The following is a 17446-nucleotide window of genomic DNA, read 5'->3' on the forward strand; positions in this document are numbered from 1 at the left end:
TTTTACAACCATAAGCAAAAATGATTTGTCGGCTAAGAAATGTTGTTGACGAACTGGCCGATCTATTTTGGGAAAAAGTAGTCAGGTTATTGTTAACAAGTAGAAGTTTGACGTTTAAGTATCATTTAATGACTACTTAAACGTCAAACTATTTTTTTTACTTTTCGTTCTGAAAAACTGTACTGGTGGTTTTGCCAATTATAGTCTAGGTGATTTTTATAAGATGATTCTGAATTTAGTTCTTATATATTTAATGTATGAGATAGATTGGTCCCCACGTTATAAAAATAAGGACTAAAAACGGTTCTTCCTTGTTCTTTTTATAGTATTTATTTTCATGCTTGCTTGCTGTATTTTTTGTATAATCAATGCGTTACTCCTTTCTGTTCCTTTCTTATTTTGTGGTCTTTTTATAGGCTTTTGCCAGTTGATGTGGCAAAACATCTGAGGTTTTAACATTGACAGTATTCCCTCTTTTCATGCAAATAATATTTTTTCGTTTTAGGGTTCTTTGCTCCATATCAAAAATAATGTTCGGATTAAAATGCTCTCCGTTGATACGGGTTTCAAAATGCAGATGTTCTGTTGTGGCTCTGCCTGTACGACCGGTTAATCCGATGGGATCACCTGCTTTTACATAGTCTCCGGACTGAACAAGATTTTTTGAGTTGTGACTATAAACTGTTTCCAACCCGTTAAAGTGCCGGATGACAATTACATTTCCATAAGCTGCAAATGATTTTGCCATACGTACGACTCCGTCGAATGCTGCAACAATAGTGTCATTAGGGCAGGTTTTTATATCTGTACCTGAATGGCCTTTCCGCCGACCTCCATATGGCGATATCACTTTTCCATTTGGAAGAGGAAATGCGTATGCACCTTCAGGAATGATACTAAGATCGATGATTTCAGTATTGCTGTTTTTGAATAATTGGGGATCTTTTATGGCTATATAGCTTTTCTCCCGGAGAGAAAATGTTTCTGAAACTTTTCTTTGAGGTGGATGTATTTTAAGTATTTCAGGAGCCGGAGGCAGAACAATACTGAAATCTTTTATAGGTAAAGGGATATTCTGTTCGGGAAAGTTAACCGATACGGGTATTTCTTTTTTTTGTTTTTTTTTTGTTTGGTGTTGCACCATAAGTTGCTGTTGCAATCAGTAATGCTAATGCGAGTTTATATAGTATTTTTGCCATTTACAACTTTGTTAATAAAACAAAAGTAATAAAAAGCCGGCAGAGAATAGGCCTCTGCTAACTATTTTATAACTTATTTGGAATAATTATGGCCTTAAAAGTATGGAGAGAAAAAGAATCAGAATTTCTTCCGAGAGAAATTTTAAATTCTTTCGGAAGAAATCCGGATAGTATTACTTGGAAGAGAAAAGCGAACATGCAATCCCCATTTCTAGTCCACGTAACTCGGCCAGTCCGCGTAAGCGTCCAATGCAAGAGTAGCCAGGATTTGTTTTCTTTTTTAAGTCATCAATCATTTGATGACCATGATCCGGCCTCATTGCTATACTGCATTGGCGGCGTTGCTGGATGGTAAGTAACGCTTTCATCACCTTATACATATCTACATCTCCTTCCAGATGATTCGCTTCATAGAAATTACCTTCCGGGTCACGTTTAGTACTACGGAAATGAACGAAATTGATCCGTTCGGCATATCGTTCTATCATGCCTGCCAAATCATTGTCACTTCGTACGCCAAATGACCCGGTGCATAAACATAGTCCATTGCTTGGATTAGGGACGGCTTCAATGAGTTTTTGAAAATCATCTTCAGTGCTTAAAATTCTAGGTAACCCTAAAATAGAAAAAGGAGGATCGTCTGGATGGATTACCAGACTTACGTTTGCTTCATCGGCTACCGGTGCAATTTCTTTCAGGAAATAGATTAAATTGGAACGGAGTTTTTCTGCAGTCACATTTTTATAACGGGATAATTCTTCGCGGAATTGCTCGATAGTGAAACTTTCTTCTGATCCGGGTAACCCGGCAATCATGTTACGGGTAAGAAGATGACGTTCGTCCTCACTCATGGACTCATATCGTATCCTGGCTATTTCTATTTCTTCGGAGGTATATTCTTGTTCTGCTTCGGGACGTTTAAGAATAAACAAGTCGAAAGCCATGAATGCTGCCCGTTCAAAACGAAGAGCTTTTGATCCATCTGGCATTGTATAAGCCAAGTCCGTACGCGTCCAGTCAAGGACGGGCATAAAGTTGTATGTCACTACTTTAATACCACATGCACCTAAATTTTTGACGCTTTGTTTGTAATTTTCTATGTAATGCTGAAAGTTCCCTGTTTGCGTTTTGATATGTTCGTGTACAGGAACACTTTCCACAACATCCCATTTTAACCCTGCTTCTTCAATGATAGCTTTCCGTTTTTCTATTTCTTCAATTGTCCATATTTCTCCGTTTGGGATATGATGGAGTGCGTTGACAATTCCGGAAGCACCCGCCTGACGAATGTCCCGGAGGCTGACCGGATCCTGAGGTCCGTACCAGCGCCAAGTTTGATTACATAAATACATGAATTTCTTTTTTTAGTGGTTTGAATTTACTCTTTTTTATTCTTTTCGTGGTTTATGATCGTATTTGTGGTTTATATGGAGAAGGCATCAAAACCTCCGTCGACAATAGCAACAGTTCCGGTTACAAATTTAGAAGCTTCGCTGATAAGATACTGAATTGTTCCATAAAGTTCTTCAGGTTTACCTAGGCGACGGAAAGGCGTATGAGCAACTACCGACTCGGCACGCGAAGTGTAAGAGCCATCCGGATTTGTCATCAACGTTCTGTTTTGTTCTGTTAGAAAAAAACCTGGAGCTATGGCGTTTACACGTATTCCTTCACCAAATTTTGAAGCTAATTCACCTGCCATGTATTTAGTCAGGTTCGTGATTGCAGCTTTAGCAGCTCCGTATCCAACTACACGAGTTAATGGGCGTAAAGCAGATTCGGAAGAGAAATTTACAATAGCTCCTTCTTTCTGTTTTGCCATAACTTCTGCAAAAACCATTGTCGGAAGTACGGTACCGAACAGGTTTAAATCAATAACTTTTCTGAAAGCTTCTATATCCAGATCGAAAATGGTTTTGTCTGGTGCAATAGTAGCTCCTGCCATATTACCTCCTGCTGCATTGAGCAAAACATCGATGCGTCCGTATTTGGAAAGGATGTCTTTTTTGTTTTGTTCCAATACCTCTTTTTTCAGTACATCTGTCAGGAGGAAAGATGCTTCTCCTCCTTTTGCTTTGATTTCTGCAACAATTTGTTCGCCTACTTCTGCAGCACGATCCAAAATAATAATTTTAGCACCTTCTTCTGCTAAATGTCCGGCTATACCTCGTCCCAGGATACCGGCTCCTCCTGTAATAATAATGACTTTGTCTTTAATACAAAATAAATTTGCCATGTCCTTTTAATTTAAAGTGTGATAATCTCATATGTTTGTAATTTTAGTGGTTTCTATGTTTTTATGACTCCGTAGTGGTTCCTGTTAGTGTATTTAATTTGCGGAACGTATAACAATACATCATATATATCAATGGCATTGCGAAAAGAATCCCGATACCAAACAACAATATTCCGACGATCATAATACCGAGCATTGCCAACATTAACATAAATAATTGTCCTACTTGTCCCTGGGTTATTTCCCAACTTCGTTTTATCGAATCCATAAAACTTGCATCTTCTTCAACGATGAATGCTGCAAAAAATTGCAGACGCAAAGCTAAATAAATACCAGGAATAAGAAATACGAGACATCCGATAAATACAGCAATACCAACAATAATGCTGGCTATGAAGTAAGTGAATATTTTACGGGCCTGTTGTCCATATGCAGAAAACTGCGGTTCGATACCATCCAAAGTCTGGAATAAGTTTTTAATATATCCCATTGAAAAAATCAGAGAAATAATAATGCTGATTAAATTTACAACAATTTGTCCTGTTATTGATCCGCTGCTTGGCAATGCAAATATGCCTAACGTAAATGATAATATAAACATGCCAATAAGTAATCCAACTAATACCCAAATCTGGGATTTGGTGTATTTCCATGAAGTACTGAATACTTCGGAAATCATAAATTTTGCTTCCATAGATTATCTAGTTTTTATCTGTTTAAATGCAAATTTAAAATATATTATTGAATAAAGCNTTATTGAATAAAGCAATTTTATATTTTATTTCGTATATCAATTTGAACGAATAGATTTTCGATTTGTCAAAATGTGATATATGGCTGATATCTAAATATAAAATAAAGCTATTTTTAAGAATAAAAGAATGTATAAACAATAAAAGTACAATAAAAGATTCTACATTTGTACGTTTTTCTGAAAAATAGATGTATAGTATATAACCAGAACCGATAAATTATGAAGTAATATGATTAAGGCAAGTTGATCAATTGAAATACAAAATAGAAATATGGATAAACGAATGCTGAGAATTACAGTTAACCCGTTAAAGCAAATAGCTCTGTTTGCTGTGGGGATTTCTTTTTTAACTGCCTGTGGAAACAGTCAGAGTGGTGCGAAAATGGGAGATAATGAGTTTGCTGTCCTAGCCGTAACTTCAACGACCAGTGATCAAACAACGTCTTATCCCGCAACAATTAAAGGTACTCAGGATATAGAGGTGCGCCCTCAGGTTTCAGGTTTTATAGTGAAATTATGTGTTGATGAAGGTGCTACAGTTCGTAAAGGACAAGCATTGTTCCAGATTGATCCTACGCAGTATGCTGCTTCTGTTAGACAAGCTAAGGCTGCTGTTGAAATGGCAAAGGCTAATGTAAACACATTGGCTTTAACGGAAGAAAATAAAAAAACACTATTTGATAAGAAAATTATCAGTGATTTTGAATATCAAACGGCAGTTAACCAACTGTTGTCTGCAAAAGCGAATTTGGCTCAGGCTGAAGCTTCTCTTGTCAGCGCTAACCAGAATTTATCGTTCTGTACGGTAACAAGTCCTTCAAATGGGGTTGTAGGAACATTTCCATATCGTGTAGGTAGTTTGGTTAGTGCTTCCATTTCCCAACCATTGACCACTGTTTCTGAAATAGGAGATATTTATGTATATTTTTCGATGACAGAAAAAGAATTGTTGGGTTTGACAAAAGCTGGTGGAACATTAAAGGAGCAATTGGCAAAAATGCCTGCTGTAAAACTGCAATTGTCTGATGGCTCAATGTATACGGAAGAGGGAAAAATTGATGCTGTGAGTGGGGTTATCGACCAATCTACAGGTTCTGTTAGCATGCGTGCAATTTTTCCTAATGGTAAGAATATTTTAAGAAGTGGGGGGTCAGGAAATATTGTTTTTCCTTATGTTATGGACGGAATTATTATGATACCTCAATCTTCTACCGTTGAAATTCAGGATAAGAAATTTGTATTTGTGCTGCAACCGGATAATACGGTGAAAAATACAGAAGTCCAAATCTCAAGTTTAGATGACGGAAAAAGTTATTTGGTGACAAACGGTTTGAAATCGGGCGATAAAATAGTGATAGAAGGAGTACAGAAACTGAAAGATGGCCAGGCTATTGAACCGATTACTCCTGAACAACAAAAGGCTAAGTATGAGCAGGCTTTGAAAGATCAGCATGAAGGTAATTTGAAAACTGCTTTTAATTAATCGTTTATAGAATAAGGTAAATATTGTATTTACCTGAGTAAAAACAAAAAATATGAAATTAGATAGATTTATAAATCGCCCGGTACTCTCTACGGTGATCTCCATCCTGATTGTTATTTTGGGTATATTAGGCTTGATTTCATTGCCAATTACCCAATATCCGGATATTGCACCTCCTACTGTATCTGTGAGAGCGACTTATACGGGGGCTAATGCACAGACTGTGTTAAATAGTGTGATAGCACCGTTGGAAGACCAAATCAATGGTGTTGAAAATATGATGTACATGACATCTAATGCGGCTAATAATGGTTCTGCTGATATTTCTGTTTATTTTAAGCAGGGAACAGATCCGGATATGGCGGCTGTCAATGTACAGAACCGTGTTTCTATGGCTCAGGGTTTGCTGCCGGCTGAAGTAACAAGAATTGGTGTTACGACTCAAAAACGTCAGAATTCTATGTTGATTGTATTCTCAGTGTATGATTCAGAAGACCGTTATGATGCCAAATTTTTAGAGAACTATGCGAAGATTAATTTGGTCCCTGAAGTTCAGCGTGTTCCTGGTGTAGGAGATGCTCACGTTTTAGGTACTGATTATTCTATGCGTATCTGGTTGAAACCGGATGTTATGGCTCAGTATCAGTTGATCCCAAATGATGTTACGACTGCTTTGTCTGAACAAAATATTGAAGCAGCTCCTGGTTCGTTTGGCGAACAAGGTAAACAATCCCACCAATATACGATCCGTTATAAAGGTCGTTTGCAGGAGGCTGATCAATTTGAAGATATTGTGGTAAAAGCGTTGCCTAATGGAGAAGTACTCCGGTTGAAGGATATTGCAGATATTGAACTGGGACGTTTGACATATGAGTTTGTTAATAAGGTAAACGGCCATGCTGCCGTAACCTGTATTGTATATCAAATGCCGGGTACGAATGCAACGGAAACTATTAACAATATTGAGGAGTTGCTGAAAAAGAGTGAAGAAACAATGCCTCCCGGAATGAAAGTTGATGTTTCTATGAATGCCAACGATTTCTTATTTGCTTCTATTCATGAGGTAATCAAGACTTTGTTAGAAGCATTTATTCTGGTGTTTATTGTGGTGTATATTTTCTTGCAGGATTTACGTTCTACTTTGATTCCGGCAATTGCTATTCCAGTTGCTTTGGTTGGTACATTCTTTATGTTGTCGATGATTGGGTTTAGTTTGAACTTGCTGACCCTTTGTGCTATGGTACTTGCTATTGCAATTGTGGTCGATGACGCGATTGTGGTCGTCGAAGGGGTCCATGCAAAACTGGATCAAGGATATAAATCATCTAAGTTGGCGTCGATTGATGCCATGAACGAATTAGGAGGAGCCATCGTTTCTATTACATTAGTTATGATGTCTGTATTTATTCCTGTTAGTTTTATGGGAGGTACGGCGGGTACTTTCTATCGTCAGTTCGGATTGACTATGGCGATTGCAATTGCATTCTCTGCTTTGAATGCTTTAACATTAAGTCCTGCATTATGTGCGATGTTCCTGAAACCTCATGAAGAGAATGAAGATAAGAAGTCTACTTTTGTTTCCCGTTTTCATAAGTCATTTAATGCAGCTTATGATTCTATGCTGAATAGTTATAAGAAACGGGTTATTTTCTTTATACAGAAAAAGTGGCTTTCTTTTGGAATAGTTGGTGCATCTATTGTTTTGCTTGTGGTTTTAATGAATGTGACACCTACCGGTATGGTGCCGAATGAAGATATGGGTACGATTATGGGTGTTGTCACTTTACCTCCGGGAACATCTCAGGAGCGTACATTGGAAGTAATGAATAAAGTTGACAGTCTGGTAGCTTCGGATCCGGCAGTGAAATCACGTACTGCAATTACAGGCTTTAGCTTTATTGCCGGTCAGGGACCTTCTTATGGTTCATTCATTATCAAATTGAAAGATTGGGATGAACGCTCAATGACACAAAGCTCGGAAATTGTTTACGGAAGTTTGTTCATGCGTGCTCAGAAGGTTATAAAGGATGCTCAGGTATTATTCTTTACCCCGCCTATGATTCCGGGATATTCGGCTTCCAGTGATATAGAGTTGAATATGCAGGATAAAACGGGCGGTAAACTAGATAAGTTCTTTGATCTTACTAAGCAATATACAGCAGCTTTAACTGCCCGTCCGGAAATTAAGTCTGCTCAAACGACTTTTAATCCGAACTTTCCGCAGTACGAGGTTGATATTGATGCTGCAGCTTGTAAGAAAGCCGGAATAAGTCCAAGTGATATTCTCTCTGTTTTACAGGGATATTATGGAGGGCTGTATGCATCTAACTTCAACCGTTTCGGTAAGATGTACCGTGTAATGGTTCAAGCTGATCCTTCATTACGTACAAATATGGAATCCTTGAAGAATGTTAAAGTGAAAAGCGGTGGTCAGATGGCTCCAGTTTCCCAGTTTATTTCCATCAAGAAAGTATATGGACCGGATATTATCAGCCGTTTTAACTTGTATACTTCAATAAAGGTAATGGTTGCTCCGGCCGATGGGTTTACAAGTGGCCAGGCATTGAAGGCAATAGAAGAAGTTTCCAAATCGGTACTTCCTGCAGGATATGGCTATGAGCTTGGAGGTATGGCACGTGAGGAAGCCAGTACAAGTGGTAGTACGACTGGTTTGGTATTCTTGTTGTGTTTCGTGTTTGTTTATTTGTTGCTGAGTGCTCAGTATGAAAGTTATATTTTGCCATTTGCTGTGTTGCTTTCTGTGCCTTTCGGTTTATTAGGTAGCTTCCTGTTTGTACAAGGGTGGGCGGCATTAGGAAATATCCCGGCTCTGAAGATGATAATCGGAACAATGTCTAACAATATTTATATGCAGATTGCTTTGATCATGTTGATTGGTCTGTTGGCAAAGAATGCTATTTTGATTGTAGAGTTTGCGCTTGACCGCCGTCGTATGGGTATGAGCATTACTTGGGCAGCCGTATTGGGTGCGGCAGCTCGTTTGCGTCCAATCCTGATGACCTCTTTGGCTATGGTTGTAGGTTTGTTACCTATGATGTTTGCCTTTGGTGTAGGTGCCCATGGTAACCGTACTTTGGGTACGGCTGCAATTGGTGGTATGTTTGTCGGTATGATTTTCCAGATATTTATTGTTCCTGCTTTATTCGTAGTATTCCAATATTTGCAAGAGAAATTTAAACCGATTGAGTGGGAGGATTTGGATAATAGTGATATGAGTACGGAAATAGAACAGTACGCTAAATCAAAATAAGAGAGAAACAATGAAGAAACAGATTATATATATGGTGTGTGCAACTGCTTTATTAAGTAGTTGCCATATCTACAAAGCATACGATCGTCCTAAAGATATAGATACTTCGGGAATATATCGGGATCCGGCCTCTGCTACTGATACATTAAACGGTGATAGCGAGAAAAATATTGGTGACCTGCCTTGGCAGGATATTTTCCGCGATGAGAAATTGCAGAGTTTAATTATTAAGGGACTTGAGAATAATGTGGATTTTCAGAGTGCCCAGCTTCGGGTAGATGAAGCACGTGCTTTGTTGACATCAGCACGTTTGTCTTATCTTCCTTCGCTAAACTTGGCTCCACAGGGGACAATAAACCATGCTGACGGTGCAACATCAAAAACATATCAGTTGCCGGCTGTTGCCAGCTGGGAAGTCGATTTGTTTGGCAAATTGCTAAATTCGAGCCGAAGTGCTAAAGCTTCGTTGTTACAGAGTGAAGCTTATCAGCAGGCTGTTCGTTCTTCTTTGATTGCTAATATAGCCAATAGCTACTATACATTGTTAATGTTGGATCGCCAGTTAGCAATTAGCGAGTCAACCTCTGAGATATGGAAAGAAAATGTCCGTGCAATGGAAGCTATGAAAGTGGCCGGTATGACTACTGAAGCTGCCGTTTCACAGGCTAAAGCAAACAGTCATCAGGTCGAGGCTTCATTAGCAGATCTTCGCCGTCAGATCAGAGAAACGGAAAATGCTTTGTCTGTTATTTTGGCAGAAGCACCGCAAACAATTGACCGAGGCACGCTAGAAAGTCAGATAATGCCGGATAAACTAGCCGCAGGTGTTCCTTTGCAGTTGCTTTCTAATCGTCCAGACGTTAAAACAGCAGAAATGGCGTTAGCAGGTGCTTACTATTCAACAAATCAGGCACGCTCAGCTTTTTATCCTTCGGTAACACTTACAGGAACAGCAGGATGGACCAATGCTGCCGGTTCTGCAATTATCAATCCGGGTTTCTTTGTTCTTCAGGCCGTAGGTCAGCTGGCGCAACCGATTTTTAACCGTGGTAAACTGATTGCTAATTTGAAAGTATCGAAAGCTGAAGAAGAAATAGCGAAAATGAACTTCCAGCAGAGTATTCTGAATGCAGGTCGTGAAGTGAGCAATGCGTTGTATTTATATGATGCTTCATCGAAGAAAATTACGGAACATAAGGCGCAGGTTGTTGAATTAACAAAAGCGGTAGAGTATACTCAAGCCTTATTCCACTCAGGAGAAGCTTCATATTTGGAGACACTTACTGCTCAGCAATCTTTGTTGAGTGCTCAATTGAATGAAGTTTCTGATACCTTTCAACGAATGCAGGCTGTTGTTAACCTGTATCAGGCGTTAGGTGGAGGAAGAGAATAATAACTTTAAATGCAAGTATTATGATAAGTCCGTTAGCTTATATAAACCCGAGTGCAAAATTAGGTGCGAATGTAACGGTTCATCCGTTTGCCTATATCGACAAAAATGTTGAAATAGGGGATGATTGTGAGATCATGCCTCACGCCAGTATCATGAGTGGTGCACGTTTAGGTAAAAGAAATCGTATATTTCAGGGAGCTGTTATTGCTGCCGAACCTCAGGATTTTGATTATAAAGGAGACGATTCCGTAGTAGTTATTGGAGATGATAATATCATTCGTGAAAATGTAGTTATCAATCGTGCTACGACTTCTGCAGGACGTACAGTGATTGGCAATGGCAACTTTTTACATGAAGGAGTGCATATCTCACATGACGTGCAAATTGGTAATCATAGTGTATTTGGATATGGCAGTAAGATTTCCGGTAATTGTATTATGGAAGATTATGTAATCTTCGGAGGTAGTGTGTTAGTAAGTCAGGGATGTCGCGTTGGTACTTGGTCGATGGTTCAAACCGGCTGTCGTTTCCGCAAAGATATTCCTCCCTATATCGTAGCGGCAAAGGAACCAACTACTTACTATGGTGTAAACTCCTTTATTCTGGCGCATGAAGGTTTTGATGAAAAGGTTATTAAACATATAGGACATGCTTACCGGATTATTTATCAAGGCAACAGCAGTATTTATGATGCTTTGCTGATGATAAAAAATCAGGTTCCTATGAGTAGCGAGATACAGCATATTATAGATTTTGTAAATGCTTCCCAACTGGGAATTATAAAGTAATGAAGCAAAATAATTAAGTTGCCGAACTTTATTGGCGAGGATAGGGCTTGAAAAAGAGCTGTCTTTTGCATCTGAAAGTCCCGTCTTAACATTTCAAAAGTTAGCTCTTTTGTATGTGTTAAGACGGGACTTTTAATTATAAAAGACCTGAACTTATTCGTTTGTCATATTGTTTATTTCAAAAAATAAAAGAATTATGGCATTCAACCAGGTAGATATTCATTTTTTAATAGCTGCTATATGTGTTATAACGTCGGCCTTGGTTTTTTATACAATAGGTGTATGGGGAGAACGTCTTCAAAAGAAATTGAAAGCATGGCATGTTGGCTTCTTTATTGCTGGTCTTTTTGCTGATACGATAGGTACAAGTTTAATGGAGCATATCGCAGAACTTACTCATCTCCATGATAATTTACATACTATAACCGGGCTGATTGCTATCTTTCTGATGTTTATTCATGTTATATGGGCTATCTGGACTTATTTTAAAGGTTCAAGAAAAGCAAAAGAACATTTCAATCGATTTAGTATTGTTGTATGGTGTATTTGGTTGATACCTTATTTTATAGGTGTTTATTTAGGAATGAGCTTACATAGATAACCATAAAAAAGAGGGTCACTTCAAATTTGAAGTGACCCTCTTTGGCTATATAATCAACGAGTTTGTTAACCGATTATAATGCACCAACTTCTTTTAAAGCAGCGTTTGTTGCGCGAACAGCAGCAGCGCTCTTTTCGAACAATGCTTTTTCGTCTGCAGTCAGGTCAAGTTCAACGATCTTTTCAACACCGTTGCGACCAATGATTGCCGGAACACCGATACAAATATCGCTTTGTCCATATTCGCCATCCAAAGCAACGCAAGAAGGAATCATTTTCTTTTGGTTGTGAAGGATTGATTCTACTACAAAAGCTCCTGCTGCACCTGGTGCATACCATGCAGAAGTACCTAATAATTTAGTTAATGTAGCACCACCTACCATAGTAGAAGAAACTACTTCCTGTAATTTTTCAGCGCTCAATAATTTGCTAACAGGAATACCTTTGTATGTAGCCAGACGAGCTAATGGAATCATAGTTGTATCGCCATGACCACCAATAACCATACCTTCTACTTCGTTGGCATTGCAGCCTAAAGCCTGAGACAGGAAATATTTGAAACGTGAGCTATCCAGAGCACCACCCATACCAATGATGCGGTTTTTAGCAACACCTAAAGATTTCAATGACAAATAAGTCATTGTATCCATCGGGTTAGAGATAACAACCAAGATAGCATTTGGAGAATATTTCAGGATGTTTTGTGCAACGCTCTTAACGATACCAGCGTTAACACCGATCAGTTCTTCGCGAGTCATACCCGGTTTACGAGGAATACCTGAAGTGATAACAACAACGTCGGAGTTTGCTGTTTTTTCGTAATCGTTTGTGCAACCTACAACTGTAGAATCGAAACCCAGCAGTTGAGCTGTCTGCATCATATCCATTGCTTTACCTTCGGATACGCCTTCCTTAACATCAAGCATTACAACTTCGTCTGCCACTTCATTAAAGGCAAGAACATTTGCACAAGTAGCACCTACATTACCGGCGCCAACAACTGTTACTTTAGACATAATAATACGTTTTATATGTTTTACTTATAATAATACTTCCATTGCATTTAACGCAGACAAAGGTACAACGTATTGCGGAATAAAGAAATATTTCCGTATATATTTTCTGCCGCACATTATTAAATATAACTAAACATGGTAAGGTGCAATATATACCTTTTGACATAGTAAAGAGATACCGATAATTAAAGCTTGACGGAAAATATTGTGTATTGGAAGCGAACAAAAATAGCTTCCCTGAAGTTTTATTTTATATAGGCAATGAATCTTAAATCTATCTGTTTATGAAGCATGTGTCTCTTAAATTTTTTCAAAGAATTGTATTCTTATTTGGAGGAATAATAATTACAATTTCTTTCAGTGTTGCCCAGGATGTACCTTTTCGACAAGATACGATCAAACCTTTTCTGGCAGATACGAATCATATGGATGAATTGGTTACAATTGGATATGCAACCGGAAATCATCGTACCATATCTGGTTCGGTGGATCACGTCAACAAAAAGAATATGAATGAAGGATTGCTTTCTACACCATTGGATGCTCTTCGCGGAAGGGTTTCCGGTGTAAGTATACCTATGGGGGGAAATAGCCCGGCAGCATTAGCGGCAGTACGGGTCCGTGGTACAACATCTTTAACCGGTGGTAATGATCCTTTAGTTATTATAGACGGAGTGTTTGCCGATCTGAATTTGTTGAGTTCTATCTATCCGGCTGATATAGAAGATTTCACGATCTTGAAGGATGCTTCAGAAACAGCCCAGTATGGTGCACGTGGTGCATCAGGTGTTATAGAAGTAACAACAAAAAAGGGCAAACAAGGAGCTTTTAGTGTAAGTTATGATGGCAGCTTTGGTGTTGAAGTTGCCTATAAAACATTAGATATGCTTTCGGCAGACGGCTTCCGGCAATATGCAAAGGAACATCAGATAAACATGGTGGATTTAGGGTATAATACAGATTTCCAGGAGGAAATCACGCGACTAGGATCAATACAAAATCATCATATTGCTTTTGGCGGGGGAACGGAAAGTTCGCAATATCGTGCGTCGTTGGGTTTCGTCGAACGGGAAAAAGTGATTCGTGATATTAACACACATAACTTTACGGCAAAGGTAAATATTACGCAACAAGCATTTAAGAACCGGTTGACATTCGATTTAGGGATTTTCGGCTCCTTATTAAAGAATCATTATTTGAATGACGTTCAAAAAATGTTTTATTCTGCCGCTACATTTAACCCTACTTATCCGAATCATAAGAATGAAAATACCGGTAAATGGGATGGAGTAACCAATGCCAGTCAGATAACAAATCCATTGGCCTGGATGGAGGTTAAAGACCATGAAGCAAATGCGCACATTAATACGCATTTGAAACTTGCTTTTAATCTGAGTAATGAATTTGTTTTTACGGCTTTTGGTTCTTATACATATAATGTAATAGACAACTCACAATATCTGCCAACTTCGGTTTGGGCGCATGGGCAGGCATATAGGGGAGAAAGGAAAACCGAATCTTTATTGGGTAGCCTGATGCTGTCATATAAGAAAGATATAGGCGAACACCATCTGAACTTATTAGGTTTGGCGGAAGCTCAAAAAGATATTATGACCGGTTTCTATACAACCGTTACAAATTTCAGTACAGATCGTTTTGGTTATGATAATCTTCAGGCTGGTGCTACCCGTTTATGGGAAGGAACAGGCTCTTATTATGAAGAACCTCATTTAGTCTCTTTTCTGGTACGTGCAAATTATGCTTATGCTAACCGGTATATTGCAACAGTCAATGCACGTGCTGATGCTTCTTCAAAGGTGGGTGAGAATAATAAATGGGGCTTTTTCCCTTCAGCCTCTGTTGCCTGGGTGGTAAGTGAAGAAGGTTTTTTGAAAAATATGTCATTTATAAATAACTTGAAAGTTCGTGCCGGTTATGGTTTGTCCGGGAATCAAGGTGCTATCGATTCATATAACTCATTGCAATTAATGAAACCAAATGGAGTAGTTTCTGTAGATGGAACGCCTACGGTTACTATGGGAACAATCCGGAATGCCAATCCCGATTTGAAATGGGAGGTGAAACGTACTTTTAATGCCGGTTTAGATGCAGGCTTATTCGAAAATCGGTTTATTGTTTCTGTGGATTATTATAATTCCAAAACGGATGATATGTTGTACCTGTATGATGTCAGTGTACCACCGTTTGCCTATAATAAAATGTTGGCCAACCTCGGTTCAATGCGAAATAGCGGAACGGAATTAGGTATTGGCGTTACGCCGCTTAGAACTAAAGATATGGAGTTGAATATTAATGTAAATGTTACTTTTCAACGGAATAAATTACTTTCATTGAGCGGTGTTTATAAGGGCGAATATATGTCCGCGTCCAAGTATACTAGTATTTCGGATTTGAATGGTGCAGGTTTTCATGGCGGATATAATCATATAGTATATCAGATTGTTGGCCAGCCATTAGGTGTTTTCTATTTGCCTAAGTGTACAGGATTGGTTCGGAATGAAAATGGAGGCTATAATTATGAAGTTGCCGACTTGGATGGTAATGGGGTAAGTCTGGAAGATGGCGGAGATCGTTATGTCGCCGGCCAGGCAATGCCAAAGACTCTTTTAGGTTCTAATATTAGTTTTCGTTATAAACAGTTCGATTTATCACTACAAATTAATGGTGCATTCGGTCATAAAATTTATAACGGAACCTACCTTACGTATATGAATGTGGATATTTTTCCCGATTATAATATTTTGAAGAATGCGCCTTCACGGAATATCCGGGATCAGACAGCTACGGATTATTGGCTGGAAAAGGGTGATTATATCAACTTCGATTATATAAATGTAGGTTGGAATGTACCTCTGGGAAGTTTAAAGAAATATATTCGTAACCTGCGTGTATCCGTTTCTGTAAATAATTTGGCAACTATTACCGGTTATTCCGGTTTGACGCCAATGATAAACAGCTCCATTGTAAGTAATACGTTAGGGTTGGATGATAAGCGTACCTATCCCGTATCCCGTTCTTATACAATGGGATTAAGTTTTAACTTCTAAAAGTTTACCGGTATGAAAAAGATTGCTTTCTTATTCTGTGTAGCGAGTTGTTTGTGGCTTCTTTCATGTAAAGATTTTCTAAAAGAAAATCCGCGTGACCAAGTTCCGGAAGAAGAAGCCTTCAGCGATGCATCCAGTGTTTACTTGAATACAGTAGCTACATTATATAATTATATTGGCGGTTATAGCGAGAGCCAGGGCTTACAAGGCACATACCGTGGAGTCTATGACCTGAACACATTTACCACGGATGAGGCCATATTGCCAACCCGGGGAGGAGATTGGTACGACGGCGGCTTTTGGCAAGGGCTTTTTCTGCATAAGTGGGGCACAAATAGTGATGCAATCCGTGCTACGTGGGAGTATTTATATAAAGTGATCGTTTTAAGTAATAAATCTTTGGAAGTGATTCAGAGGATGCAGAAACTACATGATTATAACTACTTGCGAACCTATGAAGCGGAAGTACGTTCTATTCGTGCCATGTATTATTATTATCTGGTTGACTTATTTGGCCGTGTACCTTTAATTTTATCTTCTTCCACCCCAATGAAAGATGTTCTGCAAAGCGACCGGAAAGAGATATTTGATTTTATAGTTAGCGAATTGCAATTGTCTTTGCCATTACTAAGCAGTGAGCGGAGTAATCAGCTTGGCGATTATTATGGCAGGATTACAAAACCGGTTGCTTTTTTCCTTTTAGCAAAGTTGGCTTTAAATGCAGAAGTCTTTACAGATAATGACTGGACAGATGGTGTGCGTCCGAATGGTAGGAATATCTTTTTTAGTGTAACAGGAAGGCGCTTGAATGCATGGCAAACGGTAGAAGCTTATTGCGATTCTATTACATCTTGCGGTTATGAGTTATCTTCCGATTACACTGCCAATTTTTCTGTGTTTAATGAATCGTCAGGGGAGAATATTTTTACCATACCAATGGATAAGAATTTGTACACAAATCAGATGCAATATCTGTTTCGCTCCCGTCATTATAATCATGCTAAAGCGTATGGCCTTAGCGGTGAAAACGGTTCAAGTGCGACAATAGAAGCTTTGCGTACATTTGGATATGATACGGATTCTGTCGATAACCGTTTTGATATTTGTTACTATGCCGGTATAATGTCGGATTTGGATGGCAATACAATTTATCTGGATAATGGCAAAACTCTGGAGTATCTGCCTTGGGAAGTTAAACTGGATCTTTCAGGCCAGCCCTCGGAACAGACAGCCGGAGCGCGCATGAAGAAATATGAGATAGATAAAACCGCTACAAAGGACGGAAAATTAATGGATAACGATATTGTTTTGTATCGTTATGCCGATGTCTTGCTGATGAAGTGTGAAGCGAAAGTCCGCAATGGCGAAACCGGGGATGAAGAATTGAATATGATCCGTTCACGAGTGGGAATGCCTGAGCGCAAAGCTACCTTGGAAAATATTTTGGCTGAACGGCAGTTAGAGTTTGCATGGGAAGGTTGGCGACGTCAGGATTTAGTGCGTTTTGGATTGTTTACCCGTCCATATAGCGATCGTCCTCAATTACCGAATGAAGCAAACGGTTATACAACCGTTTTCCCCATACCGGATAAAGTCCGGGCAATGAATACGAACCTGACTCAGAACCCGGGATATTAA

General features: G+C 38.9%; 12 protein-coding genes. 7 read left to right on the forward strand and 5 right to left on the reverse strand.

All coding sequences use genetic code 11. The annotated features are described in order from the left end of the window. Nucleotides 1–394 precede the first annotated feature (394 nt). The 4 genes from CTY47_RS16075 to CTY47_RS16090 form a co-directional block, all read right to left on the reverse strand. On the reverse strand, nucleotides 395–1144 hold the full coding sequence (locus CTY47_RS16075) for a M23 family metallopeptidase (protein ID WP_099465805.1): 750 nt from the start codon (nucleotides 1142–1144) through the stop codon (nucleotides 395–397). Nucleotides 1145–1372: 228 nt separating this feature from the next. Further along, complete coding sequence (gene uxuA, locus CTY47_RS16080; protein ID WP_099465806.1) at nucleotides 1373–2551, reverse strand: mannonate dehydratase; 1179 nt, start codon at nucleotides 2549–2551, stop codon at nucleotides 1373–1375. Between the two features lie 71 nt (nucleotides 2552–2622). Further along, complete coding sequence (locus CTY47_RS16085) at nucleotides 2623–3435, reverse strand: SDR family oxidoreductase (RefSeq protein WP_099465807.1); 813 nt, start codon at nucleotides 3433–3435, stop codon at nucleotides 2623–2625. A 61-nt stretch (nucleotides 3436–3496) separates the two neighbouring features. Further along, a complete protein-coding gene (locus CTY47_RS16090; RefSeq protein ID WP_099465808.1) occupies nucleotides 3497–4129 on the reverse strand; it encodes a glycerophosphoryl diester phosphodiesterase membrane domain-containing protein in 633 nt (210 codons plus the stop codon). 331 nt (nucleotides 4130–4460) lie between these two features. On the opposite strand from CTY47_RS16090, the gene CTY47_RS16095 reads away from it, so the two are divergent. From CTY47_RS16095 to CTY47_RS16115, 5 genes are all read left to right on the forward strand, one after another. Further along, a complete protein-coding gene (locus CTY47_RS16095; RefSeq protein WP_099465809.1) occupies nucleotides 4461–5672 on the forward strand; it encodes an efflux RND transporter periplasmic adaptor subunit in 1212 nt (403 codons plus the stop codon). A gap of 52 nt (nucleotides 5673–5724) precedes the next feature. Continuing rightward, nucleotides 5725–8943: an efflux RND transporter permease subunit gene (locus CTY47_RS16100; protein WP_099465810.1), complete on the forward strand. Its 3219-nt coding sequence runs from the start codon at nucleotides 5725–5727 to the stop codon at nucleotides 8941–8943. A 10-nt stretch (nucleotides 8944–8953) separates the two neighbouring features. Continuing rightward, a complete protein-coding gene (locus CTY47_RS16105) occupies nucleotides 8954–10336 on the forward strand; it encodes a TolC family protein (protein ID WP_099465811.1) in 1383 nt (460 codons plus the stop codon). A 20-nt stretch (nucleotides 10337–10356) separates the two neighbouring features. Beyond that, entirely contained in the window at nucleotides 10357–11124 is a 768-nt protein-coding gene (gene lpxA / locus CTY47_RS16110; protein ID WP_099465812.1) for an acyl-ACP--UDP-N-acetylglucosamine O-acyltransferase, read from the forward strand. Nucleotides 11125–11320: 196 nt separating this feature from the next. Beyond that, the gene (locus CTY47_RS16115) at nucleotides 11321–11725 is read left to right on the forward strand and encodes an HsmA family protein (RefSeq protein ID WP_099465813.1); all 405 of its coding nucleotides are present in this window, start codon (nucleotides 11321–11323) and stop codon (nucleotides 11723–11725) included. 73 nt (nucleotides 11726–11798) lie between these two features. Here CTY47_RS16115 and mdh read toward each other — a convergent pair whose 3' ends face one another. Beyond that, nucleotides 11799–12740: a malate dehydrogenase gene (gene mdh / locus CTY47_RS16120; RefSeq protein ID WP_099465814.1), complete on the reverse strand. Its 942-nt coding sequence runs from the start codon at nucleotides 12738–12740 to the stop codon at nucleotides 11799–11801. A gap of 284 nt (nucleotides 12741–13024) precedes the next feature. Here mdh and CTY47_RS16125 point away from each other — a divergent pair, with 284 nt between their 5' ends. Together CTY47_RS16125 and CTY47_RS16130 are read left to right on the forward strand one after the other, a co-directional pair. Beyond that, complete coding sequence (locus tag CTY47_RS16125) at nucleotides 13025–15808, forward strand: SusC/RagA family TonB-linked outer membrane protein (RefSeq protein WP_099465815.1); 2784 nt, start codon at nucleotides 13025–13027, stop codon at nucleotides 15806–15808. 12 nt (nucleotides 15809–15820) lie between these two features. Beyond that, nucleotides 15821–17446, forward strand: coding sequence for a RagB/SusD family nutrient uptake outer membrane protein (locus CTY47_RS16130; protein ID WP_099465816.1), 1626 nt, complete (start codon nucleotides 15821–15823; stop codon nucleotides 17444–17446).

The organism is Parabacteroides provencensis (assembly GCF_900232875.1).
Classification (GTDB): Bacteria; Bacteroidota; Bacteroidia; order Bacteroidales; family Tannerellaceae; genus Parabacteroides; species Parabacteroides chinchillae.

Excerpts from the sequence above, each read along its gene's own strand:
- CTY47_RS16095 (WP_099465809.1), top strand. The coding sequence starts at position 4,461 with ATGGATAAACGAATGCTGAGAATTACAGTTAACCCGTTAAAGCAAATA.
- CTY47_RS16085 (WP_099465807.1), bottom strand. The coding sequence starts at position 3,435 with ATGGCAAATTTATTTTGTATTAAAGACAAAGTCATTATTATTACAGGA.
- CTY47_RS16125 (WP_099465815.1), top strand. The coding sequence starts at position 13,025 with ATGAAGCATGTGTCTCTTAAATTTTTTCAAAGAATTGTATTCTTATTT.
- CTY47_RS16130 (WP_099465816.1), top strand. The coding sequence starts at position 15,821 with ATGAAAAAGATTGCTTTCTTATTCTGTGTAGCGAGTTGTTTGTGGCTT.
- CTY47_RS16075 (WP_099465805.1), bottom strand. The coding sequence starts at position 1,144 with ATGGTGCAACACCAAACAAAAAAAAAACAAAAAAAAGAAATACCCGTA.
- CTY47_RS16100 (WP_099465810.1), top strand. The coding sequence starts at position 5,725 with ATGAAATTAGATAGATTTATAAATCGCCCGGTACTCTCTACGGTGATC.
- CTY47_RS16115 (WP_099465813.1), top strand. The coding sequence starts at position 11,321 with ATGGCATTCAACCAGGTAGATATTCATTTTTTAATAGCTGCTATATGT.
- lpxA (WP_099465812.1), top strand. The coding sequence starts at position 10,357 with ATGATAAGTCCGTTAGCTTATATAAACCCGAGTGCAAAATTAGGTGCG.
- CTY47_RS16090 (WP_099465808.1), bottom strand. The coding sequence starts at position 4,129 with ATGGAAGCAAAATTTATGATTTCCGAAGTATTCAGTACTTCATGGAAA.
- mdh (WP_099465814.1), bottom strand. The coding sequence starts at position 12,740 with ATGTCTAAAGTAACAGTTGTTGGCGCCGGTAATGTAGGTGCTACTTGT.
- uxuA (WP_099465806.1), bottom strand. The coding sequence starts at position 2,551 with ATGTATTTATGTAATCAAACTTGGCGCTGGTACGGACCTCAGGATCCG.
- CTY47_RS16105 (WP_099465811.1), top strand. The coding sequence starts at position 8,954 with ATGAAGAAACAGATTATATATATGGTGTGTGCAACTGCTTTATTAAGT.